Below are 24,965 nucleotides of genomic sequence, written 5' to 3' on the forward strand. Positions count from 1 at the left end.
GACCATGTCTTCGGTTGAACACTCTTTTCACGTGCCTCCATTCCCACCCTTCCCCAGCGCGGAGCGATACGTTCCAGTTGGCTCGCAGGACGAGGCACTGCAGCGAATCCAACGTGCAATTGAAGCCTGGGAAGCAATTTCGCTGGTCATCGGCCCGCCCGGTGTCGGCAAATCGATGCTGTGCCAACTGTTGCTCAAGCAATTCAGCGATCGCCGCGAAGTCGTGGTGTTTGGCGACGCGATGCTGGACAACCCACTGTTGTTCCAACGGCACCTGCTGACTCGCCTCAACCGAGTCCAGGGAATTCACTCGACGCCGTTGGCACCCAACGAAGACCCTCAGTTTGCTTTGGTCGAGCGACTCGCTCGCAGCACCTCGGAATTCCCCGGTTTGCTCTTGCTGGTCGATGAAGCTCAAGCGTTGACACCAGAAGTCCTGGAAACCATCCGCATCATCACCAACACGATGAGCGAAGGCCAACCACGTGTCAGCGCCGTTCTGATGGGCGGCCCCAAATTGGACGAGACCCTGGCATTGCCATCGCTCGAAGCTCTCGTGCAACGCGTCGCGACACGATGCTACCTGCACCCACTCAATGGCGACGAAGCACAAACCTATGTGCGCCGCGTCATCGAAAGCTGCGGATCGAACCCAAGCGAAGCGATTACCAACGAAGCGATTCGTGCAATCCATCAAGCTTGCAGCGGAACGCCTCGCTTGATCAACCAAATGATGACCGCCGCGATCGATTGTGCCGCGTCACTCAATCAAAGCATCATCGACAACAAAATCGTCGATCGCGCTTGGGCAATGTTGCAACAACTGCCCAGTCCCGTCATGGACGAACCAGAAATCGCCGTCCCGAGTGCGGAAGCATCCAACGTTGAATTCGGTGCTCTCGACGATTCGAGCTGGAATGACTCCGCTTCGGAAGACCAACCAGCGACCGCGTCGTTCGAGTTCGAAGAATCCAACGAACATAGCCGACGCTGGAACGACCAGCCGTTGCCGGAAGAGACCGAAACACCCGTCGCAGCGGAAGCAACCCAGTGCGACGTCCAAGCTTGCAGCACATCGGAATGCGAAGACCAAGCTTGCCAGAGCACCGGCCAGTGCCAAAGCGAAAACCAGGGCCAAAGCGAAACGGCGGAAGCCGAACAAAGCGAACTGGAATTTGCTGCTTCAACCGAGCAAACGATCGATGAGCAACTCGTCTGCGAAGAAGCCACCGCTCAGTGCGAAGCTTCCGAAAGCGACATCGAATTTGGTTCGTTGAGCATCGACTGCCAATCCTACGAAGGTGACTACGAAATGGTCTCCGACGTGGTCGGATCGGCTCTGGCCGCTGACTTGCCCGAAACAACCGAATCAGAAGAATTGGTTGAAACACCGGTCGCAGCAACCCCGACGGCGGACCAATTGTTTGGCGAGTTTGATGACGAAGAAGAAATCAAACCCACCGCTGATTCGTTGATCGACACAGTCGAAACAGTCGCCGAGCGAGACGAAGTGGCCTCGGATCTGGAGACTTCGCTGCATGAGGAAATCCTCAGCATGCGTGGTGCGGCCAACTCGCCACTGGCATTGGTCGGCGATGAAGCCAATGGCTCGGAAGAGATCTGCGAAGAAGAAGACATGGGTGCCATGCAAAACCAATCCGCCATGGCAGCCTCGGCTCCCGTGTTGTGGATGGAAGAAGATGGCGACGACATCGCCGTCAACCACGACGACCGAGACATGCTGGTCATCGAAGACGACGTGCAAGTCGAAACGGCAGCATTGCACAACGAATCCGCGGACTTGTCCGCCGGACGTCCTGTCGCCGTCGACTTCCAAGCGATGTTGGCCAAGATGCGTTCGCCGCAATCTTGATCGTTCGCGAAGGTCGCCAGATTTTCGCACCAGACATTTCAGCGGCTCGGAATTCCCGAGCCGTTTTGTTCGAGCTTGAATCATTTCTCGGGCTTTGAATCCCAACGTGGTCAATGTTCAAACCGGATCAAACTTTGCGAACTTTGCTCCATCGAACCGTTGAACAAGCCGTTCGATACGGCAAGACGTTGGTATTGGTCACGCCGGATGAACTGCGACTGCAGCCGGCCTTCTTCGTGGCGTTGGGGCATGCTTGGCGAGAAGCCAACGCGTCACACCAACCGGAATCGGGCGAGCAATCCGCGATGCCTCGGCTGCGTGTCGATTGGTGTGCCCCGGCCAAAGGCTTCGGGTGGAGCACCTTGCAAAACAAGTGGCACGCTCGTCGTTGCGAGCGGACACTTCAGCGAGAACGATTGAGCGATTGTGTCCAGCTTTCGCAGTGCCTGCTGATCGGCAAAGCGTCTCAGCACCCTTCGACGATCGTGCTGGGCATCACTTCCGAAGCGACTGAGCTTCCCGAATGGACCACCGCGGTCCCGATGCAACGCTAACATCACCGTATTGCCGATCCAATGCCGCGTGTCCGCATCGTTGGTGTCGGAGCGGGTTCCAGCTATCATTCGCGAGCATTCTCGTCCCAGCCTCGCAAATTCTCCGATTCGTTCATGCCCACGCAGTGCCTCATCAGCTTCGGATCGAACCTGGGCGATCGCCGCGTGGTGATCGCGGAAGCGGCACGCCGGGTGGCTGAGTCGGGCGTCGTCGCCAAGCCTTGTTCCGAGCTATCAGGCGAATCCTCCGAAGAACCTGTTCAGCGTCTTCGAACCAGCCGCCTTTTCGAAACCCCGCCAATCGGCGGCCCCGGAGGCCAATCGCCCTTTCTGAACGCCGTCGCCGCGTTTGCGACGGAAGCCTCCGCGGCGGAAGTCTTGGACGTGCTGCAACATCTGGAGATCGACCTGGGCCGAAAGCGTTTGGTTCGATGGGGCGCCCGTGTGATCGACCTGGACGTTGTCCTACACGGTCGCCTGGCAGGTCCCGCCAGTTCAGCTGGACGTCGAGGTCTGATCGGCGGCCGCGGCCCAGCCGGATCGGCAAAAGCATTGGTCGTCCCGCATCCTCGATACACCGCCCGACGATTCGTCTTGGAACCGGCTTGCGACGTCGCCGCCGACTTCTGCGACCCGCGTTTTGGATGGACGATTCGGGACTTGCGAGATCACATTGCCGCGGATGTGCCGTCCATCGCTTTGGTGGGCGGCGATTCACAGCTTCGGCAAATCATCTGCCAGCGTTTGGCTTCCGAACACGGCATCACGGTCATCGATCCAGATCGCCCCGATGCCGCAAAGGGTTTGCAGCAATGGGTCGCGGCCGATCCACCAATCGCATTGCGTGATTCAAAGGAGATCGACCAAGACACTTCGCCGACGTCGCAGTGCCTGCCCAGGTTGCTCGCTCGAATCCAGCACACAACCGAAAAAGATCGATGGCCGGCACCGCATCAGATTTGGCCGGCCGGATGGAAGTGGCCCGAATACCGATTGGAAGTCGACGACCTGGATTGGGCCATCGGCGAACTCGCCTCCGCGATTGACTCCATGCGATGCGAGATTCACCCCATCACGGAAGACGGCCACTGGTGGTGAAGCCAGAGTAGAACAATTGCCCCCAATTGTTCCGTCGCACAGCGTTCCATCGTCGAACCGCACCGCACTTCGAGCTTCATCCGCGATCGCATCACGCTACCCGGCAACTCCAACCAGCCACGCAAACAGTTGGGGACAACTGTTCTATGCCGAGCCTGTCTACATCGTTCGGTCAAACCAGATTTCAAATTTTTCGGCGCGACCGGATCCCCATTTCCGCTCGCTATAGGGGATGCGGCCAACTCCGGGTTCATCGTCTTCACCTTGGTGCATTTTGTCGTCTGTCCAAAGGACCGCGACAGCCTGATCCCCTTTCTTCGACCCGTCATCCGCTCGGTACCCAAGGCGTTCTCTGGTACTGAGCGTCCAATCGCGGTCGTCTGCCCCCATTGATCGCAACGAGTCCAACGACCGAGGAAAGCGTTCGTTCTCAACTTGGTATTTCCGCACATAGACAGCCGTCAGCGTCCATTTTCTGGAGTCGTGGAAATTGTCATTCTGCTGTTTTCCGTATGCGATTGAGACATCCCAGTCCTGTCGCATCCAGCGATTCAGCGTTGCGAAGGGCACGGACACCAAGCTCCTTGACCCATCGGCAATTGCTCGTTCCGTCTCTTGGTTCCGTTGTGCGCCCTTGCGATCGCGTCGCCCGCCACGATCGAATTCAGCGGCATTGCGTGGTTGCATCCATTCCAGAGCCGCCATCGCATGAATGGCCGATGCTCCGAACGGCTGGATCGATCGCAGGTCAGGATCGGTGAAGCGAACCCAGGATCCCTCATCCTGCAGCGGGTCCCAAGCCACAAAGCTCGACAACAGAGATTCGTTCCATTGGTCGAGATCGGGGCCCTGGATTTCGCTCGTTAAAGCAACGAGTTCAGTGAGTTGTTCCTCGTTCCAGAATGCGTGGGCAACCGATTGGCGAACCAGGCGAAGCCAATGCGTCGACAAATTCCATTGCGACCATACTTGGAACCCGTTCGATTGTCCCAACAGTTCAATGAACTGTCTCCATTGTCGCAGCAGCGCAATGGCCCGTTCCGTGTGACCGGAATGATACGCCAATCGAAACTCGTCCTTTAAAAGCTCTAGGACTGACCCGGAGTTGCTGCCAGACATCCACAAGCGACGCGAAGAAAACGATACTTCGACGGGGATGGAAGCCTCGCTTTTTAGCATCTCTTCGAGCTTATCAATGAGTGGCTGAGCTTCTTCGCTCATCAATGCAGCGAACGGTTCGGCCGGCCACGGTTCATCCGGCGGTACGAGATCCTCCAGTCCTTCCACCGAGTCTCGCGACATTTCTCGCAACGCAGTCACGGCGTCAAATAGCTCGGTCCATTCCGCTGAACGTTCGTTCGTTCCTGCGGCGGTGTACCGATCGTGAATTTGGGTGGTGGTGACGGGGACACCGCTGTCGGCCATTTCGTTGACCACGGAACGGTATTCGCCCTTGACCCAATACTCTCGCCCCACACCCCAAGCGATCGCCAGGACCACTAGGATCGGTGGGTACCACATCCAGAGGCGATATCGAAAATCAGATGTTCGTTGGCTCATTGGACTTCCTCCTCAGTGGGGACATTCGATTCGGACTCTGTCTCGGTCTGTGCTTTGGTTTGCAAACGCTGCCAGATGAGCTGGCCCTCGGTTTCCCAGGGTTCAAACCAACTGACCGCCGGATACCCATAGAACCGACGAGGATGCAGAGTGTTTTGCCCAGAGCTCGCATTGTCGCTGTAGGGCCCGGTTTCAAAGTCGCCACCTGGCCGCCCCACCAACTCATGCAGCGCCCGGAACTCAGGTTCTAGATCACCGCCAGCCTTCTGTTTTTCCTGGATTTGCAAGCACCGATCCACCACTGCGCCGAATCCCTTTTGCATGATGCTCGCTCGCCAATTCAGCGGAACACGAGCAAACCAATCGTCGTTCGCACTCACGCCATACCACTGGCTGTGTTCCGACAATTCGAGATCCACGTGCCAGCTCACCAGCAACGCCCGCCGGCGAGCCGATTGTCGGTCGTCAAACGCTGCGACTTGTTCCGCCGCCCGCCGAAAGAACGGCTCCGACTGAAGCGGCTGCATGGCTTTGTCAGATAGATTGTTGACAAGCCACTCTTCCACATAGTCAGCCATCTCTTGGTCGAACCAGCGAACGCTCAGTCGCAACCGTCGGGCGGCCGTGGTCAATCGATCAATAAAAGCGGCCAACTCCTCTTTTGAAGTCTCACTCGGATTCTGCTTCCACCGCAGCTTGGTGAATGAAGCCATCTCCAGGCTGTTTTGAATGATCCAGGTGTCGGCCCTTAGCGGTGTGTCGTCTTGATTACCGATCACCATCCAGGTGTCCGGCGAGGCATAATTTCGCTGATGAAATCGTTGCACCGCGGTTTCGCCATCCACTTCTCCTAGCCTGTTTGAGAAGTCGTCACGAAGATCAAGATCGCCCATCCGCATCGAGGCAAAGTTCATCGAACTCGCTTTGCTGAGCCTTCTTGCTTCTGGCAACAGTTCCGCGACGCGTTCTTTGGGCATCCGCGGGAACTGTGATTTCGCGATCCAAACGGGAAGGCTTGGCAAGAGTGAAAACAGCAAGCCAGCGACCACCATCGTCGACCAGTACTTCCAACCGCGTCTTCCATCCATGAAGTCATGCATCGTCCACCACGTCGCAGCGAACGGAAGCACGGCAATGAGCAGCAACCATCCCAGTCGAACCCCGTTGCCCACGCCCGCGTTGATCAGCATCGCCAATGCGACCAGCGAGAGCACCGGAGCCAAGAAAGCAGACGCGGCAAGCATCGGTACCAATTGGCTGGTCCACTGAGACACGCCATACACGACCGCGAACACAGCCAAAATCGTCAGCAGGGAAACCTCCGGCACAGCGGGTCGATCGTATGCATCCGGACTGAGTGGTGTTCCCAGGATGGCCTGAACCACAAGGATCAACAAAGAAATCCCGCATAGCAGACTGACGCCAAACCAGTGACGGCCAACCCACGCTCGATGAGGCGACACGCCGCGATCGGCCAGAAACTTCAATCGCCCGGAGGAACCGTCTCCCGTGAATACCGCAACGCCCAACCAAGACACGGCCAGCAGCGACAGTCCGATCGAAACTTGGATCGCCACCATCAACCAGCTTGAAATTTGCCCCAGGTGATTGGTCAGCACCAACCAAGCCAAAGCACCGGCAAGTAGAGGAACGCTCAAGCCAATCGACATCCAACGCGAACTGTGAATGGTCTGCCAAACCAACGAAGTCAACGAATTTCGAAACGGCAACTCGCTTGGTGCCGAAGTCTCCGGTGGACGCCAGGCATCGGCAGAATGCAACCCGTCACGGCCGAGCAATCGTTCCGGTTCATCGGCCTGCAGCTCTCTCCGGCCAGCTCGATACGCAAACCATCCCGCGATGGGAATCGCCAAAGCCGTCACGATTCCCATCACCCAAGTCTTCTGAGTCACATCCGCGTATTGCGAGCTCCCGATAAAAGGCATCGCATGCCAAATTTCCACCACGAGAAAGGGCAGCAACGCCAGTGGAATGATCCAGACCAGGGCGGGAAAGGCATTCTTGTTTCGCCATGCGGTGTAAAACCCACAGAGCAAGACGTAGATGGAATGCAGAAACCAAAAGGCGGGGTGAATCTGCTTCAATTCAGCCAGCGGTCCACCGTTGCCACCATCCAATCCGGCCAAGATTCCGAGCAGCCAACATCCGAGCCACATCAGCATCAAACCAGCAAACGCGACGACAAATTTTGTCATCACGATCGGACGTATAGGAATCGGAAGCGACGCCAGCCAGTTCAACGAACGAGTTTCCTTTTCATGGCTGATCAGGATCGCCCCCGCACCGGCCGCGAATAACGCTGGCATGATCAGCGGAACAATGTCCCCGGTGGCTTGCAGCGTCACATTCAATTGCCGCGAAGTGGCTGCCCACACGATGAACAATAAGGCCGAGACTCCTAACAACATCCCGATCAGCGGGATGACCTGCTTGGCCTCTTTCCACAGCAGGCCCTGCCATAGACGAGTTTCGTTCATGACTGTTCTCCCGAGGTGACAACTTCGGATTCACGTCCGCCGTCGCCGGTGGATGGCTTCGGCGACTCGGACGGTCCGCGAGACATTTCAGGCGGCGGTCCGGGCGGGCCAGCGAAACCTTTTCGCGTGTGGGCGATGAAGATTTCCTCCAACGTCATCGTTCGATCTCGCACGGCGACCACGCCCGAGGCGGACTCGATGAACGAAATCATCGACGGGTCAAAATTGCGGACCAGAAATCGCCGCTGTCGACCTTGGTTCTCTTCCAACAATGTTTCGGCTGGTTCGGGCAGCGTGGGGACTTGGACCAGCGGATCGTCCAGTGAGACGGTCAGCTCCGTCATCGAGCCTTTCAAATCGTTGAGCGGTTCGCAGGCTTGCAGTTTGCCGTTGTGCAAAATTCCGATCGTGTCGGCGACCCTTTCAACTTCGTTGATTTGATGACTGGAAAGGAACACGGTTCGCCCAGAGGCGGCCCTGCCAATCATGCTTTCAAGAAACTCGCGACGAACCATTGGGTCCAAGCCGGACGTTGGTTCGTCCAGGATCAAAAGTTCGGGATCGTGCGCCAGAGCCAATGACAACGCGATCTTGGCACGCTGGCCTTTGCTGAGCACTCGGATCTTACGATCTTCGGGGATCTCATACTTCGCGACCGATTCACGGTACGCGTCATAGAAGCCATCGGGATAAAACGAAGCCGTGAACCAGCCGATTTGGCCAACGGTCATCCAGTCGTACAGCGCGGGATTGTCAGAGACGTAGCCGACCCGCCGACGAACCTCCAAGGGCTGTTTCAGCGGATCGAAATCGCAGACGCAGGCGGATCCAGACGTCGGTTTCTGGAACCCGGTGAGGATTCGGATCAGGGTTGTTTTGCCGGCTCCGTTTTCACCCAGCAAGGCGAACACGGTCCCGGGCTGGATGGTCAGATCCACGCCCAGCAAGGCGTCGCAGCCTCGAAAACGCATGGTCAGTTGATCGGTCGAGATGACGGGGTTCATGATGACGATCCTGCTTCGATGAGATGGGTTCAGTGTGCGTCGAATCAAACGCGGCCGAGGCATCTTGCTCGCCCGCATGGCAAGCTCATTGCAATTCGGCAATCGCTTCGATGGTTCCGTCGAGAGTCCGAAGTTGCTCATCGACGAGCTTGCGGACCTCTTTGGCTGACAGCCCCGCTTGCAGAGCTTCGGTCAATACCGCGGATAGGCGTTCCGCAAGGAGCGACTGCCGCTGTTTGCGACAACGCTCGACGGCGCCTTTGCAGACCACAACCCCGCGTCCGCGAAGCGTTTCAATCACGCCCTCGGATTGCAGGTCCTGGAACGCCCGAGCCACGGTGTTTGGGTTGACCGCCAATTGCTGGCTAAGCTGCCGAACGCTGGGAAGAAGCTGCCCCGGACGCAGTGTTTGCTCCGCGACAGCGAATTTCACTTGGCGAACGATCTGGGAATAGATCGCCACGCCATTGGAAGGGTCGACTGTAAAAAACATATTCGCACCGATGCCCAAACCTGGTTAACTGGTGTACTGGTTACACGGTACAGCGGTCACAAGAGAGAGTCAAGCGAATTTGCAAAAGAAGTTTTGGTAGGCCGAGATGCGTACGCTGCCGTAGGCCAGGTTGTACCTGGCGATCAAGCCGATGCTTTGGAACAAAGCGAGGCGACCACGAGACGTCACCAGAGTAGAACGATTGACCCCCAATCGTTCCGTCATGACGCATGACTTCGCGGGACCACATCCAATGTCAAAGATTTACCGCGTTCGCTTTGCGCGGCTCGAAGCTTTCGTCCCTGGCACGCAAACAGTTGGGGACAACTGTTCTACTCTGTTGCTTTGCAGAAAAACGCAGGACGTTGCCCGTGTCTTCGGTCGGGAATTTGTTGACGCAGAGACGCCAGGACGCGGAGACGCAGGGGCCTACCGAGAAGTTCGAGTGGGACCTGCGGGAGTGCGTGGCTTCGAAGGTCGGCAGGAGGATGCCAAAAACCGGGAGAACCTCTCTGCGCCCCCGCGTCTCTCCGCCTCTGTGTCAAAAGGGGAACGCATCCGCACTGAGCGTTGAATCAGGTGAGTCCGAATTCTGGCGAATCCGGCTACACCGCCCCCGAAACAGCACCTTATCCTTGCGTCAAAACCATGATGCGAATGGGATGCTCTGGATCATCATCCATCTCCACCGTGTGCTCGGTGTAATCCCATGGCTTGTCCTTCACCCACTGAGAAAACTCGGTCGCGATCAATCGTTGAGGGTCACTCAAGATCAATTGCCCATCCTCGGTCAAATGTTCGGCGGCGGACTGCAACAACTCCGGCCACAGCGTTCTCAGGTAGGTGACATCGCTGCCCAGGATGAACGGAAACTTCTTCGGTGCCAGCGAATCCTCTCCCAACCGGAAGACCCGGACGTCAGCGTGCAAACCCAATCGAGACAAACTGAGTCGCACCAATTGCAACGGGTCCTCGACGCCATCAGTCAGCGTCACACGAGCCCCGCGCAGCAAGGCCGCGATCCCAGCATGCCCGGTCCCGCAGCCAACTTCCAACACGTCTTGGTTGTGAATGGGAACTCGATCCAAAAAACGATCGAGCCCCGACGCCGCCCGCCAAGTCGTCGCCCAAAAGGGATCGATCACGCCCTCTTCACCAGCGTCTTGTCGCTCGCAAGCCTCGATCAACATCGCGTCGGGATCGGAAGCCACCGCCAAAGGTCGTTCCTGGCCGGCGATCAAGGTGTCTTCCCAGTGCCAAGCGAATGAAAGTGAATCGGCCATGCTGAATTGTGTTTGCGAAAGATCGAATAAAGAAAGAAGCGGTTTATCGCCCGTACGATGGTCTTCCAAGACCGTCGCGTTCAACTTGGATGGTCTTGGAAGATCGACTTGCGGAATTTGCAGGACGGTCTTGGAAGACCATCCTACGGGGGAAGTTGTTGAGCAAGATCAACTGCGGTGAAGCAACTCCGCTGCATCGGCGGCAAAGTAAGTCAGCACGCCATCGGCACCAGCACGCTTGAACGAAAGCAAGCTTTCCAGGATCACGGCGTCACCGTCGAGCCACCCCGCATCGGCGGCACCACGCAGCATCGCGTATTCGCCGCTGACTTGATAGGCAAACGTTGGCACACCAAAGGTTTGCTTCACTCGAGCGACGATGTCCAGGTAGGGCATTCCCGGTTTCACCATCACGCTATCGGCGCCTTCGGCCAAATCCAATGCAACTTCCGCAATCGCTTCATCGGACTGAGCCGGTGATTGCTGGTAAGTCTTCTTGTCCGCCGCCCCAAGATTGGCCGCGGATCCGACCGCATCTCGGAACGGTCCATAAAACGCGCTGGCGTATTTGGCCGCATACGACATGATCTGCACGCCCGAATGCCCGGCTCCATCCAGAGCCGATCGGATCGCTCCAATGCGTCCATCCATCATGTCACTTGGCGCGATAACATCGCATCCCGCCGCGGCTTGCACAATCGCTTGCTTGCACAGCACATCGACGGTTTCGTCGTTGATGACTTGTCCATCCCGCACCAACCCGTCCTGCCCATGGCTGCTGTAGGGATCCAAGGCGACATCCAAAATCACGCCCAGCGAATCGCCCACCGCATCCTTGATCTGCCGTGTGACTCGGCAGACCAAGTTGTCCGGATTGTAAGCTTCGGCCGCGTCTTCGGATTTGAGTTTCGGATCTGTCGCTGGAAACAATGCGATCGCGGGGATGCCCAAGTCGACGGCACGCTTGGCCGCCGAAACGACCTCGGATTCCCCCAGCCGATTCACACCGGGCAGCGAACCAACAGGCTGCTGACCAGAACCATCCATCACGAAGAGCGGCCAGATCAAATCGTCCACCGACAACGTCGTTTCCCGGACGAGGCGGCGAGACCAGTCCGTCGCACGAACGCGACGCAATCGGGTGGCGGGAAAAGCGGCACGAGGAGCGGGAGAGCCGGAGAATTGGGACAAAACGAACACCCATGGAATCGATAGAGGAACGGCGGCGGACGCGATGCTTGGTCACTGGTCCGCTGCGAGATGTTTCCATTTTGCGTCACAGATCGTGCCAAGCCTACCCGACCGATCTGCTAAACTAATCCCCCGCTCAATCACGTCCGGAAAGGGACGTTTTTCGAATTTCACCTAGCTCCACCCACCCCACAGATTCAACGCCGATGAAATTTCGACTTTGCACTCTCCTCGCCGCTTTCGCGGTGCTCACCTCGTCCACCATTGCCGTCGCACAAGACTCAGCCAAACCGCTGAACGTGTTGTTGATCGACGGTCAAAACAATCACAAGTGGAAAGAAACCACACCCCTGATCCAAGCCACACTGGAATCGGGTGACTTCGCCAAAGTCACCGTCGCGACCGCACCGGGCAAGGGCGAAGACAAGGCTGGCTTTGCACCCAAGTTTTCCGATTACGACGTCGTGGTGTCCAACTACAACGGCGAAGCTTGGTCGACCGAAACCGAAAAGGCTTTCGAGACCTACGTCAGTGAAGGTGGCGGATTTGTGACCGTTCACGCTGCCGACAATTCGTTCCCCAAATGGGACGCTTACAACCGCATGATCGGCCTGGGCGGCTGGGGCGGTCGGAATGAAAAAGACGGCCCATATGTTCGTTGGAAAGAAGACCAAAAGAAATTCACACGCGACATGTCAAAAGGTGGCGGCGGACAACACGGCAAACGCGTGCCCTTCATGATGGTCGTTCGCGATGCTTCGCATCCAATCACCGCTGGTTTGCCCAAATCGTTCTTGCAAGTCGCTGACGAACTGTACGGCAAACTGCGTGGCCCAGCCGAGAACATGAACGTGCTGGCGACCGCCTACAGCAACCCGGCAACGGGCGGCACTGGCGAACACGAGCCCATCTTGATGACGATCGAATTCGGAAAGGGCCGAGTCTTTCACACAACACTTGGACACGACGTTGCCGCCATGAATGGACTCGCGTTCCAAACGTCGCTTCGCCGCGGAACCGAATGGGCCGCGAACGGCGAAGTGACTCTGCCAGCCGTTCCTGCTGCGAAGATGGGCAGCGACGAAGCCGCGACCGGTGCCCCTGCAAACGCGTCCGATGTCGAAGGCGACGGACAATCTGCCTCGTCGAACAGCAACGTCAATTTCGACGCTGCACCGGACTTGAAAGCAGAAGGATGGAAATCACTTTTTGACGGCAAGAGCCTGGACGGATGGAACCGCAAAAATGGCACCGCGAAATATCGCGTTGAAGACGGCACGATCGTCGGCACAACATCCGAAGGCAGCCCAAACTCGTTCCTGTGCAGCAACGAAAACTACGACAACTTCGAATTGACCTTCGAAGTCAACGTGGACGAAGGCCTCAACAGCGGCGTTCAAATTCGTTCGCAGTCACGTGAAAAGGGCGGACGAGTCTACGGGCCACAAGTCGAAATTGAGTCGGCTCCAGGTGAAGCCGGCTACATCTACTCGGAAGCCACGGGCCGAGGCTGGATCACCAAAGAACAACCGATCAAGGATGCGTACAAGAACGGCAAATTCAACCGCTACTTGGTTCGAGCCCATGGCAACCGTATTCAAGTTTGGATCGGCGATCAAAAGATCAGTGACATCCAAGATCCCGAGTCCTCCACCAACGGTTTCCTTGGTCTGCAGGTGCACGGCATCAAAGCCGGCACCGGCCCCTACGAAGTCAGCTGGCGCGACATCAAAATTCGCGACCTGAACTAGTCACAGTTTGCATCACGCAGAATCGACACAGCATCGGTAGGCCAGGTTGTACCTGGCGATCAAGCCGATGCTTTGGAACAAAGCGAGGCGACACCCCGTCCCCTCACAAGCCCATCAATCACCGGCCTTCTATGATCGTCAGGTAGGACCTGACCTACGCAATCAAGGTCGCGGGCGGCAGGCGAGGTGCAAGAACACGGCGGTGGCGACGATCACGGCATGGAACGCCGACAGCGACGTCAGGTAAATACGGCCTATCTGGATGGACTGGTTGAGGTAACCGTAGCCCAGCAACGTGAACATCGTGGAGAACAATGCAGTGAGCACGATGAATGGCACCAAGAGGCGGTAGGCCGTCAGCCATCGGCTCACACGGGAAGGCACCAACCACGCCCCCAACAACGCCAAGGCGATTCCGAAGGTCACCGGGATCGTGAACTCACGCAGCAAGAAAGTTATGTCGGAAACCCAGAGGGTTCCCGATCGAACATGCCAACTCACGGACAAGTAGACCGGGGTGATGATCGACACCCCAACTCCGACCGACAGTGCATGCATGTACGTCAGGGGCGTGCGAACGACATCCACCTGATAGCGATCTTCAATCAGCGACTGATTCTCATATGGATTCGTCATGGCTCCACTGAGCGTTCGCAAACATCACTTTTCCCAACGGTACCCTCGTGAAAGGACCTGCCCGTTCCGCCCGTAGGTCGGCTCATCCCAAACCTTTCGATAGCCCGAGCGTTCCATGCGATGTGCCACCGACCATTCACGAAACTTCCGAGACGTTTTTCTCAGGGTTTGCACGGACATCAGAACCAACACACATGCAATCAAACAGCCCGTCGCGAAAACGAACCCGGGCCTGGACTTCACGTCCAATTGCGTTTCAACCTGCTTCGCGGTCACCCCGTAGAGAAACAACATCGCTGCGATGGCGAAGTAAACAACCGTCGCGATCACCGGATGAACGACCGCAAAGTCAAACGACGCCACCACGATCGGCAAAGCAATCAGCGTGGCGAGACTGAAGCGAAACAAGCGATTCTCCGAAAAGAGCCTACCATGATTGCCATGACTCAGGACTGACAATTCAAAACCATCCCGACACCATCCCCCGAATGACGCCCTTCGCTGCAATATGCACCCGGCTCATTCTTCCCAATTCATTGTTTTCAAAACGTCGTGCGGCTAAGGTTGCTGAGTGCATTTCGAGCAAGCGGTGCATACAACTCGCACTGCTATTCTAAACATTCAGTCAGTGGCCAGGTGGATGCAGCAGATCTACACCCAGAACAGCTTCTCTCTTCGATGCATTGCAGGTGCTACTTTCGTATTTTGCCTGGTAATTGGACAATCGTCTTTCGCAGCAATTACCTGGAACCTCACCTACGAAGACATCAGCAATGACTCGGGTGTTGGCTTTGATGACAGCTCTACCGGTGCCGCCCGTCGTTCAGTTTTTGAATCAGCACTGAGCTACGTATCCGATGTATTGAATGAATCTGGAACGGTCAATCTGACCATCCGTGAGTCGCTGACATCTGGCACCGGTTCTCTCGCATCGGCAGGCTCCTCATATTTCTTTGGCGGTGGATTTCAGCAGGGGATCGTCCAGCAGAACATTCTGAATGTCGGGCCCGGAACCTCGATCACAGGATCGCATGGCTCAGCACGTTTTGATTTTGGGTATTCATGGAATGAATCACTGGCGGCGCCCGATGCTGGCGAATTTGACCTGTTTAGCGTTTCGCTTCATGAAATCAGTCACGCAATCGGTTTTGCAAGCCTGATGAACTCGGACGGAACTAGCCCGATTGGCGTATCAGATTCAACAAGCAATACCTACTCCACCTACGATCAATTTCTGCGACTTGACGACGGTACTGAACTCTTCAACGCATCCGGTGAATTCATCGGAACTCCCGCGGACCTCACTTCTAACTCAGTGGTTTTTGATGGCGTGAATGCCTCTGTCGCCAATGCAGCCTCCGTCGTCGACATCTATTCCCCAGCGACATTCAATGATGGCTCAAGTATTTCGCACATTTTAGACTCGAACAGCGTGATGCAGTTCAGCATCGCCCCCCAGGTTACGCGACGTACCTACTCAGAAATCGAGATTGGGATTTTGCAGGACATCGGTTACGCAAACGCGAGCGCGACCGCGGTACCTGAACCTACATCACTTGTTTTGGTCCTCGCCTCACTATTTTGTGTGCTTGCCTGGCGACGGTCCAACCGCAGCTTTCCTCTGGCCAAAACTGCAGCCTGAACCGTTCATTGCCCGCTATCCGACGCTCACCCCGCCTGCTGGCGACGCTCCAACTCCTGCAGCACCGCGATTCGTTGGTCGGCTTGTCGAATGAGGTTTTGAACGACCGCGATGCGGGTATCCAGGTCGCCGGTCAATTCGCGTTGCAAGTCGAACATCGCGACCTGCCAACGCTGGGTCTCTATCGGAGCGTCGCTGAGCGGAAGAGCTGTTTTGACCTCTGAATCCAAACGCCGCTGAGTTTCGCGGCTTTCGCCCCGTTGCTGAATGGCCTTCTTCTTTCGCGAAATCGTCATTCGCGCCAAAACCCAACCCAACAGCAAAAATCCTGCGACCAACCACAACGTCCCTCGGTCAAACGAAATCGCTTCGAGAGCGTCTTCGGCGAGCAAACGCGGCACTGAAAGTGGGTGGCGGATCATATTGTTCTCATCGTGTGATCGCCGCACTTGCGAACAACGATTCTGCAGATCCCCGTCAGCGTGATTGACGGGTGGGCCCAGTTTTGTCGATCATGGCAGCCATGACGAAAACGCCCCCCGTACAATCGAACGCCGCCGACTCGCAACAGCCCTCTGCTGCGCCGAATCGCCCGCTGACCAAACAATCTCCGATCCAGCTTTGGTACGCCTCGGCGGCCCACGACACACCCGGCAAAATCGAATCATTTTGCATGAGGTGGCTGCCGCAAGAAGAACATCAATCGGCCGCCAAATTCCGAGTCGCCTCGGCACGGCATCAACACGTGATCGGCCGGGGCATGGCTCGTTTCTTGATCGCCGACACGAACACCGCCCCGCATCAGATCCAATTCAGAAACTTGGACCACGGCAAACCCATCGTGGAAACGCCCGAGCAATTGCGTCGGCCGTTCAACATCGCACACACAAAAGGCCTGGTGATCTGCGGAATCGGTGCCGAAGCAGCGGATGAATGGCTGGGCGTCGATATCGAAGGCCTGGACCGAAAAACCGATCCCGGACTCGCTCAGCGGTATTTCGCTCCGGAAGAAATCGAGCAGCTCGACCGAGTCAAAAACGACGACGCAAAACAAGCTTTGTTCCTGAAAATCTGGACGCTGAAAGAAGCGTTCATCAAAGCGATCGGTACCGGCCTGAACACACCGCTGGACCAATTTGCGTTTGTAAACGCGTCGTCCAACTCCCCACGCTTGGTCCTGAAAGACGAATCACTCGCGCAGGGTCGTCATTGGCAGATCCGCAACGTGATTCCTCGGCAAGGTTACATCGCCGCGGTCGCACTCGGCACCAAAACCAGCGATATCGTTCCCAAAATCGAACTCTCCGATTTCCGAAAACGAATGCAAGACTGCTAGCTCCAGCTCGGCGAACAGCCGAGGCATCGGCATCTCGCCTACGACCTACTTCTAAGCCAGCCTACTTCGCAGCCATCTTGTCCCGAAGCTCTTGGCAGGCTTCCGAAGGGGTGCTGCACATCGTGCAGCGAGAAACGCCGTCTTCGTCAACCTTGGCATTCAAGCCGCCGCAGGATCCGCTGATCGCTTGCCGGCCGAAGATCACCCCGACCGCCATCGCCAACAACACGGCGCCAAACGTGATCCCGGTCATCAACAGCACTGGTGCCATTCGCTGAGCGAACGTTTTCGCCTCGGCCTTCTCGGACTTATTGGCAGCGTCATCCACGACGGACACATCAGCAGGAACATCAACATCGGCGTATTCAGCCAACTCGCCCGTCCCACTGGATACTAAGCGGTCGCTCAATCGCTGCACGATCAACACGCTGAGGTCGTTCTCACGAGCCAAACGCATCGCTTCTTCGCGCCCAACAACATTCAGCGCCGTCGCCCAACCATCGGCAAGCATACAGCTATCCGTGATCACGCTGACTGACGCCAGTCCATTGGTGACGGGGCGTCCGGTCCGTGGATCAATGGTATGAGAGTAACGCTGCTGATCGACCTCAAAGAAGTTTCGATAGTCACCGGAGGTTGCCATCGCAGCATCGCGAATCTTGTGAGCGACCATCAATTCTTGCCCACCCGCGTCGGGTCGTTGAATCCCAACCTTCCATGATTCACCGGACTTGTCGCCGGTCACACGAACCTCGCCGCCAATTTCGACGAACACATTTTCAGCGTCACGACCAGCCAACAAATCGACGATCCGATCCACGCCATGGCCTTTGGCAATCGAAGACAGGTCAACTCGCAGATCCGCGATGTCCTTCTTCAGTGCCGGCGGATCCAAACGTGCTTCCAAATGCTGATAGCCAACGCTCTTCTGCAACTCGTCCAACTCCGTTTCGCTGGGGACGTCGTTTTTGCGTTCGCCGGCGCCAAAGCTCCATCGATCCACCAGCGGTCCCACCGTAACGTCAAACGCCCCATCTGTTTTTTCAGACAGTTCCAACGCGGCGGCGACAACACGAGCGGTGTCGGCACTGACCTCGAACCAATCCGTGGATTCGGATGCATTGAATTGGCTCAACTCAGACGACTTCAAATACGTCGACATTTGATCGTTGACCGAACGCAACTCACGGTCGATCGCCGTTTCGGTCTCCGACGCCCAATCCGGTTGCTCCGGCGGCGAGTGGACTTTGACCATGTAGGTCGTGCCCATCGTTGCACCGCGAAAGGTCAGTGGATCGGCGGCATGTGCGGTCGCCGCCAAACAACACGCTGCGAGGAACCAACCTCCAAAGAAAGCGACAACGCTGGAATGAGTTCTCATCGAAAGATTCGCATTGGGTTGGAGCTGGAGTCCTGAGCGAAGAATCCGTTCGGCGATCAGTCCGTGTTGCGTGAGCGGTTTGGCCAACGAGATTGGTGACCATCCCGAATACAATCGTTTGCACTCGCAATCAGGAAGGCGACCGAAGGGCCTCGGTTGCCGACGTGAAACATGACAACCGAAGGGCCTCGGTTGTCTACATAAACGCGTCGCAACCGAGAGACTCGGACGGTGGCTCACTCGTAGGCGACTGAGGCTCTCAGTCGCATCAATCTCGTAGGCAACTGAGGCCCTCAGTTGCCTTCAAACTGGCTGGCAATGTAAGCCACTCACTGCCTGATCAGCCGCCGAAGTCATCGTAGGCGATGTTTTCAGGTTCCACGCCCAAGTCATCCAGCATACGGAACACGGCTGCGTTCATCATGGGTGGACCACAGATGTAGTACTCGATGTCTTCCGGTGCGGGGTGTTTGCTGAGGTAGTTGTCCAGCAAGACTTGGTGAATGAATCCAACGTAGCCGTCCCAGTTGTCTTCCGGTTGTGGCTCGGACAACGCAATGTTGAACTTGAAGTTCGGGAAGTCCTTTTCGATCTCACGGAAATGTTCGATGTAGAACAATTCGCGAAGACTACGACCACCGTACCAGTAGCTGACCTTGCGGTCCGTCTTTTGACGTTTGAACAACTCGAAGATGTGACTTCGCAGAGGTGCCATCCCGGCACCACCACCGATGTACACCATTTCAGCGTCGCTGTCCTTGATGAAGAATTCACCGTAAGGACCGCTGATCGTGGCTTTGTCACCAGGTTTGAGCGAGAAGATGTAACTGCTCATCTTCCCCGGAGGAGTTCCTTCGGGAGCACGTGGCGGTGGCGACGCGACCCGGATGTTGAGCATGATGATGCCCTTCTCACCGGGGTAGTTGGCCATCGAATACGCACGCACAACGGGCTCTTCCACCTTCGACACGTAACGCCAAATGTTGTACTGGTCCCAATCGGGGTGATACTCTTCGGCGATGTCGAAATCTTTGTAGTGAATTTCGTGAGGCGGGCATTCGATTTGAATGTAGCCACCCGCACGGAAATCGACTTCTGCACCTTCAGGCAACTGAAGGACGAATTCTTTGATGAACGTGGCAACGTTGTCGTTGCTTTTGACCGTGCATTCCCATTTCTGGGTGTCGAACGCTTCCGGTGGAACTTCCACGACCATGTCGGTTTTCACCGCGACTTGGCATGACAATCGTTCACCTTCGGCAGCTTCCTTTTTGTTGATGTGACCAGCTTCGGTCGCCAACAAATCTCCACCACCTTCAGCAACCTTGACCTTGCACTGGGCACAGGTACCACCGCCGCCGCAAGCACTGCTGACGAAGATGCCCGCATCGGCGAGAGCACCGAGCAGCTTTCCGCCAGCGGGGACGGAAATCTCTTTTTGGCCGTTGATCATGATTTTGACCGGGCCGGACGCAACCAATTGGCTCTTGGCAGCCAAAATCAGCAACACCAACGCGATCACCACGACGGTGAACATGACGACGCCAAGAATGACGACCGTGCTGGCCGAGGCCGCAATCATCAGTGGAAGGGAAAGCATTTTAAATCAAAAGTTGAGGGGTGCACGCGAGGCGATTCAGCCTGACAGTCAAAACTCACGTCAGCCGTGGGGGCTGACAAACTCACTGCTGCCAGCCAAGCGGCTGACGCACGTTTTTGCGACGGATAGGATCCGTTACAGCTGGATGCCACTGAACGACATGAATGCCAATGACATCAAACCAACCGTGATAAACGTGATTCCCAAACCGCGAAGTGGCGGAGGAACGTCGCTGTACTTCAATTTTTCGCGAATACCAGCCAAAGCCATGATCGCCAGAGCCCAACCGACACCGCATCCGAATCCGAAAACGACCGATTCGCCAAACGGATACTCACGTTGTTCCATGAACAGCGACGCACCAAGGATGGCACAGTTCACAGTGATCAGGGGAAGGAAGATCCCCAGGGCGTTGTAAAGGCTGGGCATGAATCGATCGAGGAACATTTCCAAGATCTGAACCATGGCGGCGATTACACCGATGTAACTGATGAACCCGAGGAAGGTCAGGTCGACCTCCGCGAAGTTGTAAGTGTCCGTGCTAATCAAGAGATCATTGACCCAGGTCAACGCACCCTTCTTCAGCAGCAGGCTGTAGATCAGTTGGTTGGCGGGCACGGTGATGGTTTCAATCGCGATGACCGCGATGCCCAAACCGATTGCCGTTTTGACGTTTTTACTGACGGCCAAGAACGTGCACATTCCCAGGAAGAATGCGAGTGCAAGGTTCTCGACGAAAACCGCCTTCAAAAAGACGCTGAGGTATTGTTCGACCATGACTTAGGCCTCTTCGATTTGTTCGGGTTTGTTCAAACGAATGACCCAAATCATGAACCCGATGATGAAGAACGCACTGGGCGGCAACAGCATCAAGTTGTTCGGGTTGTACCAGCCGTCGTTGCGGTCCAGTTGAAAGAGCTCGAAGCCCAACAGCGAACCGCTGCCGAACAATTCGCGAAAGAACGCGACAACGATCAGGACCAATCCGTATCCCATTCCGTTTCCGATTCCGTCGAGGAAACTGATCCACACGCCGTTCTTCATGGCGAAACCTTCCGCACGTCCCATGACGATGCAGTTGGTAATGATCAGACCAACAAAGACCGAGAGTTGTTTGCTGATGTCGTACATGTACGCCTTCAGCACTTGGTCAACGACGATCACCAGCGACGCGATCACGGTCATCTGAACGATGATCCGGATGCTGCCGGGAATGTAGTGACGAATGGACGAGACCGCGGCATTCGAACATCCCGTCACCGCGATCACCGCGAGCGACATAACGATCGAGACCTGGATACTGGTCGTCACAGCCAGAGCACTACAAATGCCTAGGATCTGCAACGCAATTGGGTTGTTGTCGATGACAGGTCCAAACAGGACCTTGCCGACTTTGGGGGCAGCCATGGTTTACTCTCCCACCGGTTCTTTGGGACCGACGTTGTCGATGTCGTATTGCTCGACACCGCTTTCGACGGAGGATTCAGGTTGATCGGCTTCCGCGGATGCGTCACCGGTAAGTCGTTTCTTCACTTTGTCCAGAAACGGACCATATCCATTGGGACCGGCCCAGTAACGAACCAAGTTGGTCACGCCACGACAGGTGATCGTGGCACCGGACAAACCATCAACAGCGAACTCGTCGCCATCGGGAGCAGGTCCTTTCGCGACACGAGCGGCTGGGTTGCCGTCGGTGTCGTACAGTTTGTTGCCGACCCACTGGGCCTTCCACTTCGTGTTGTCCACTTCGCCACCCAGTCCGGGTGTTTCAGCGTGCTCGTAAAATGTTAGACCAGCAATCGTTTCAAGATCGTTCTTCAATGCCATGTAGCCATACAGCGTTGACCAAAGGCCCTTGCCATAAACTGGCAATACGACCATCTCGATCTTCTCGCTACCTGGTTTCTTCACGTAGTAAACGCGAGCGACCTTTTCACGACGAGGCACACCGATGTCGAATTGAGGATCGGTGATCTCGATACTGTCTTCGTCCTTCTTGGCTGCTTCACGAGGCTCATATTTTTCTGGATCCAGATCAGCATTCACCTCTCCGGTTTCCAAGTCGACGAGCTCGGGACTGACCCAGGCCCACAACGCTTCGATCTGTTCCTTGTCCAGCTCAGCCGCTGGCTTCCCAAATTCGCCCAGCGACAAACCAGCAGCATCCAAAATGTTGCGTTGGCGGTCGAGAACTTTGTTTTCTTCTTGCATCGGTCGCAGTGCCACCGCGGCGGCACTAACGGCGAACGAGCAGACCACGCACAGAATTGTCGCGGTCACGATCGTTTTCATAGTCGAATCAGGCTGTGACATAACGTGCGGCCCTCCGGCGGATATTGAGTTGGACGACGCCCCAATCGATCAACGGTGCGAACACGTTGCCGAACAAGATCGCCAGCATGATGCCTTCTGGGAAAGCAGGGTTAATGACACGGATAAGGACAGTCATGAAACCGATTAAGATTCCATACACCCATTTGCCCATTTCGGTCATCGAGGCACTGACCGGGTCGGTTGCCATGAACACCAGACCAAAGGCGAGCCCGCCGATGACCAGATGCCAATAAAACGGCACAGCAAACATCGCATTGGTTTCACTACCGGCAACGTTGAGCAACAGTGCCGTCGCGGTTACACCCGCAACCACGCCAGCCATGATCTTCCAGGATCCGATGCCGGTGGCGATCAGGATCAAAGCACCAACCAAACATAGCAATGCACTGGTTTCGCCAACGCAACCTTGAATCGTTCCGATGAAGGCACTCATCCAGGTGATTGGTTCTTCCGCACCCCAGACATACTGAACCGCACCGAGCGATCCGACGGCGTCTTCGCTGGCGTTGGCCATTTGCCCCAGTGCGGTTGCACCGGAGAAACCATCGACAGCGGTCCAGACTTTGTCACCGCTAATTTGACCAGCGTATGCGAAGTACAGGAACGCTCGCGATGTCAAAGCGACGTTGAGGAAGTTACGCCCCGTACCACCAAAGACTTCCTTGGCGACGATCACCCCGAACGCGATGCCCACGGCGACCTGCCAGAGCGGAATGGAGGCGGGCAAGGTGAGCGGGAAGAGCAATCCGGTGACCAGGAACCCTTCGTTGATCTCGTGCCCTCGCAGGACACTGAAGACCAATTCGATGTGCCCCCCGACGAACATACAAACGACGTAGATGGGGATAAAAAAGATCGCCCCATACATGAAGTTGTCAACGTGGTTGGCTGGGTCGTGCCCGAAACCAATGGCGGTATGAACGGTGTGGTGCCAATCGTAATCGACGTCGACGTTGGCTTCGGTCATCTTTTGGATGGCCGAATTGGCTTGGTACCCCGTGTTCCACATGCCGAACAACGTGACCGGAATCAACGCGAAGACGACCGTGATCATCATGCGCTTCAGGTCAATGTTGTCGCGCACGTGCGTGCGTCCGTGAGCCGTCTCGCCTGGCGTGAACAGGAACGTGTCGAGAGCTTCGTACATTGGGTACGCTTTCTCGAGCAGTCCGCCTTTGGCAAAGAACGGGTGGACGCTGTCAAATGCGTCACGTAATGCTTTCATATTCCTTAACCTTCACGCTCAATGGTTGTCAGGTTTTCTCGGATCAAGGATCCATATTCGTATTTACCGGGGCACACGAACGTGCACAGGGCTAAGTCTTCTTCTTCCAGCTCCAGCACGCCGAGCTGCTGAGCCGAATCGGTGTCGCGAACAATCAAAGCTCGCAACAATTGTGTTGCCAAAATGTCCATGGGCATCACCTTTTCGTAGGTGCCCAGTGGAACCATCGCACGTTCACTGCCGCCGGTCGACGAAGTGAAATCGAACTTGCGATCCGGTGTCATCGCCGATGCAAAAATGCGGCTGACGGAGAACTTGTCGAAGCCCGGTTTTTGCCAACCCAAGAATTCGCGGTGGTCGCCTTCTTCGATGACCGACACTTGATTGTCGTAGCGTCCCAGGAACTGATGTGGGGCCGTCGCGATGTGTCCGTTGAGAACCGAACCGGAGATCACACGCAACTTGACCGAGGTATCGACTTCGCCGTCAACCAACTCATCAATGCATGCACCGAGACGAGTTTCGATCAGACGAGGCTGGTTGACCTTTGGCCCAGCCAACGAGATCACTCGTCGAGTGTCGAGTTGACCGGTCTGCAAGAATGAACCGATGGCGATCACGTCTTGGTAACCGATGTACCAAACTGTTTTGTTGAGACTGACGGGATCCAAGTGGTGGATGTGCGTTCCAGGCAATCCGGCAGGGTGAGGCCCGGCGAAAGATGCCGACTGAACACCCGCGACGTCGCCGCCAGGAATCGATGCCTTTTCGGCTTGGCAAAGATGAACGGCACCGTCGGTCAAACGCGTCAACGCTTGAAGACCGATCACAAACTGATCTTTGCGATCCGCCAAAACCACCGCGGGATCGGCCGCCAAAGGATTGGTATCAATCGCGGTGACAAAGATCGAATGAGGGGCCGATTCAATCGTCGGCACCTTGCCGTACGGTCGAGTCCGAAACGCGGACCAAAGCCCAATTTGAACCAATCCGTCGACCAGCTTTTCGCGAGCGATCGATATTGGATCGGATCCAGCGATACCATCGATCGTGGTTGTCTCGGTCGAATCATTGTCGACGTCGATCACAATCGCTTCGAACTTGCGTTTGGCACCGCGAACGACATCGGCGACCGTGCCGGATGCGGGAGCCGTGTAGATCACGCCGGGTGTTTTCTTGTCTTCGAAAACTGGTTGTCCCAAGACGACTCGGTCGCCGGGAGAGACCAACATCGTAGGCTTCATCCCAATGTAGTCGTCGCCCAACAGAGCCACTTGGCGAATCGCCGGGCCAGCTTCCATGTGCTGTTCGGGGCATCCCGTGATGGGCAGATCGAGACCCTTTTTGATGCGGGTCACGCTTTGAGTCGTTGCCATGAATGGGCACTTTGTGAAATTTGTAACAAAGTCGGTTCGAGCCAAAGCCCGCAGCGTTTTTCCGAAAGAAAAGACCGGAAAAAATGTCGCGGGCCAAGCAAGTGGACACTATTGCATAGCGTCAGAAGAT

22 protein-coding genes are annotated in these 24,965 nt (G+C 56.2%); 6 read left to right on the top strand and 16 right to left on the bottom strand.

Annotated features, from left to right (window positions below; translation table 11 throughout):
* Positions 1-4: 4 nt before the first annotated feature.
* The 3 genes from RE6C_RS00720 to folK all read left to right on the top strand — a co-directional run bounded on the left by RE6C_RS00720 (position 5) and on the right by folK (position 3,525).
* The gene (locus RE6C_RS00720) at positions 5-1,873 is read left to right on the top strand and encodes an AAA family ATPase (protein ID WP_039960837.1); all 1,869 of its coding nucleotides are present in this window, start codon (positions 5-7) and stop codon (positions 1,871-1,873) included.
* Positions 1,874-2,007: 134 nt separating this feature from the next.
* A complete protein-coding gene (locus RE6C_RS00725; RefSeq protein WP_236617835.1) occupies positions 2,008-2,427 on the top strand; it encodes a hypothetical protein in 420 nt (139 codons plus the stop codon).
* A 21-nt stretch (positions 2,428-2,448) separates the two neighbouring features.
* Complete coding sequence (folK, locus tag RE6C_RS00730; RefSeq protein WP_008652898.1) at positions 2,449-3,525, top strand: 2-amino-4-hydroxy-6-hydroxymethyldihydropteridine diphosphokinase; 1,077 nt, start codon at positions 2,449-2,451, stop codon at positions 3,523-3,525.
* 159 nt (positions 3,526-3,684) lie between these two features.
* Here the strand turns inward: folK and RE6C_RS00735 are convergent, their stop codons facing one another.
* The 6 genes from RE6C_RS00735 to hemB form a co-directional block, all read right to left on the bottom strand.
* Positions 3,685-5,085, bottom strand: coding sequence for a hypothetical protein (locus RE6C_RS00735; protein WP_173401755.1), 1,401 nt, complete (start codon positions 5,083-5,085; stop codon positions 3,685-3,687).
* Positions 5,082-7,583 carry an ABC-2 transporter permease gene (locus RE6C_RS00740; protein ID WP_008652901.1) on the bottom strand — a complete coding sequence of 834 codons (2,502 nt, stop codon included), beginning with the start codon at positions 7,581-7,583 and terminating at the stop codon, positions 5,082-5,084. The genes RE6C_RS00735 and RE6C_RS00740 overlap by 4 nt, the downstream gene beginning before the upstream one ends.
* A complete protein-coding gene (locus RE6C_RS00745) occupies positions 7,580-8,587 on the bottom strand; it encodes an ABC transporter ATP-binding protein (protein ID WP_039960874.1) in 1,008 nt (335 codons plus the stop codon). Before RE6C_RS00745 ends, RE6C_RS00740 begins: the two co-directional genes overlap by 4 nt.
* A gap of 85 nt (positions 8,588-8,672) precedes the next feature.
* Entirely contained in the window at positions 8,673-9,080 is a 408-nt protein-coding gene (locus RE6C_RS00750) for a GntR family transcriptional regulator (protein WP_037254513.1), read from the bottom strand.
* Positions 9,081-9,709: 629 nt separating this feature from the next.
* Positions 9,710-10,447 carry a class I SAM-dependent methyltransferase gene (locus RE6C_RS00760; RefSeq protein WP_008652907.1) on the bottom strand — a complete coding sequence of 246 codons (738 nt, stop codon included), beginning with the start codon at positions 10,445-10,447 and terminating at the stop codon, positions 9,710-9,712.
* An 84-nt stretch (positions 10,448-10,531) separates the two neighbouring features.
* Positions 10,532-11,563, bottom strand: a complete 1,032-nt coding sequence (gene hemB / locus RE6C_RS00765) for a porphobilinogen synthase (protein ID WP_008652908.1) — start codon at positions 11,561-11,563, stop codon at positions 10,532-10,534.
* A gap of 197 nt (positions 11,564-11,760) precedes the next feature.
* Between hemB and RE6C_RS00770 the strand changes: the two genes are divergently transcribed.
* A complete protein-coding gene (locus RE6C_RS00770; protein WP_008652909.1) occupies positions 11,761-13,305 on the top strand; it encodes a 3-keto-alpha-glucoside-1,2-lyase-like domain-containing protein in 1,545 nt (514 codons plus the stop codon).
* Between the two features lie 162 nt (positions 13,306-13,467).
* Here RE6C_RS00770 and RE6C_RS00775 read toward each other — a convergent pair whose 3' ends face one another.
* Both RE6C_RS00775 and RE6C_RS00780 read right to left on the bottom strand, forming a co-directional pair.
* A complete protein-coding gene (locus RE6C_RS00775) occupies positions 13,468-13,941 on the bottom strand; it encodes a hypothetical protein (RefSeq protein WP_039960875.1) in 474 nt (157 codons plus the stop codon).
* 24 nt (positions 13,942-13,965) lie between these two features.
* The gene (locus RE6C_RS00780) at positions 13,966-14,349 is read right to left on the bottom strand and encodes a hypothetical protein (protein WP_008652911.1); all 384 of its coding nucleotides are present in this window, start codon (positions 14,347-14,349) and stop codon (positions 13,966-13,968) included.
* Positions 14,350-14,581: 232 nt separating this feature from the next.
* Here RE6C_RS00780 and RE6C_RS00785 point away from each other — a divergent pair, with 232 nt between their 5' ends.
* Entirely contained in the window at positions 14,582-15,583 is a 1,002-nt protein-coding gene (locus tag RE6C_RS00785) for a PEP-CTERM domain protein (protein WP_008652913.1), read from the top strand.
* Between the two features lie 26 nt (positions 15,584-15,609).
* Here the strand turns inward: RE6C_RS00785 and RE6C_RS00790 are convergent, their stop codons facing one another.
* A complete protein-coding gene (locus tag RE6C_RS00790) occupies positions 15,610-16,005 on the bottom strand; it encodes a hypothetical protein (RefSeq protein WP_037254518.1) in 396 nt (131 codons plus the stop codon).
* Between the two features lie 101 nt (positions 16,006-16,106).
* Between RE6C_RS00790 and RE6C_RS00795 the strand changes: the two genes are divergently transcribed.
* Positions 16,107-16,919 carry a 4'-phosphopantetheinyl transferase family protein gene (locus RE6C_RS00795; RefSeq protein WP_236617837.1) on the top strand — a complete coding sequence of 271 codons (813 nt, stop codon included), beginning with the start codon at positions 16,107-16,109 and terminating at the stop codon, positions 16,917-16,919.
* Positions 16,920-16,980: 61 nt separating this feature from the next.
* On the opposite strand, the gene RE6C_RS00800 is transcribed toward RE6C_RS00795, so the two are convergent.
* From RE6C_RS00800 to RE6C_RS00830, 7 genes are all read right to left on the bottom strand, one after another.
* Positions 16,981-18,189, bottom strand: coding sequence for an FAD:protein FMN transferase (locus RE6C_RS00800; RefSeq protein WP_039960876.1), 1,209 nt, complete (start codon positions 18,187-18,189; stop codon positions 16,981-16,983).
* Positions 18,190-18,640: 451 nt separating this feature from the next.
* Complete coding sequence (nqrF, locus tag RE6C_RS00805) at positions 18,641-19,900, bottom strand: NADH:ubiquinone reductase (Na(+)-transporting) subunit F (RefSeq protein WP_008652918.1); 1,260 nt, start codon at positions 19,898-19,900, stop codon at positions 18,641-18,643.
* A 135-nt stretch (positions 19,901-20,035) separates the two neighbouring features.
* The gene (nqrE, locus tag RE6C_RS00810) at positions 20,036-20,677 is read right to left on the bottom strand and encodes an NADH:ubiquinone reductase (Na(+)-transporting) subunit E (RefSeq protein ID WP_008652919.1); all 642 of its coding nucleotides are present in this window, start codon (positions 20,675-20,677) and stop codon (positions 20,036-20,038) included.
* A gap of 3 nt (positions 20,678-20,680) precedes the next feature.
* Positions 20,681-21,307, bottom strand: coding sequence for an NADH:ubiquinone reductase (Na(+)-transporting) subunit D (locus tag RE6C_RS00815; protein WP_008652920.1), 627 nt, complete (start codon positions 21,305-21,307; stop codon positions 20,681-20,683).
* A 3-nt stretch (positions 21,308-21,310) separates the two neighbouring features.
* Positions 21,311-22,213 carry a Na(+)-translocating NADH-quinone reductase subunit C gene (locus RE6C_RS00820; RefSeq protein WP_039960845.1) on the bottom strand — a complete coding sequence of 301 codons (903 nt, stop codon included), beginning with the start codon at positions 22,211-22,213 and terminating at the stop codon, positions 21,311-21,313.
* A complete protein-coding gene (locus tag RE6C_RS00825) occupies positions 22,200-23,459 on the bottom strand; it encodes an NADH:ubiquinone reductase (Na(+)-transporting) subunit B (RefSeq protein ID WP_008652922.1) in 1,260 nt (419 codons plus the stop codon). The genes RE6C_RS00820 and RE6C_RS00825 overlap by 14 nt, the downstream gene beginning before the upstream one ends.
* 5 nt (positions 23,460-23,464) lie before the next feature.
* A complete protein-coding gene (locus RE6C_RS00830; protein WP_008664116.1) occupies positions 23,465-24,835 on the bottom strand; it encodes a Na(+)-translocating NADH-quinone reductase subunit A in 1,371 nt (456 codons plus the stop codon).
* Between the last annotated feature and the right edge of the window lie 130 nt (positions 24,836-24,965).

Origin of the sequence: Rhodopirellula europaea 6C (assembly GCF_000338295.1) — a bacterium.
Classification (GTDB): Bacteria; Planctomycetota; Planctomycetia; order Pirellulales; family Pirellulaceae; genus Rhodopirellula; species Rhodopirellula europaea.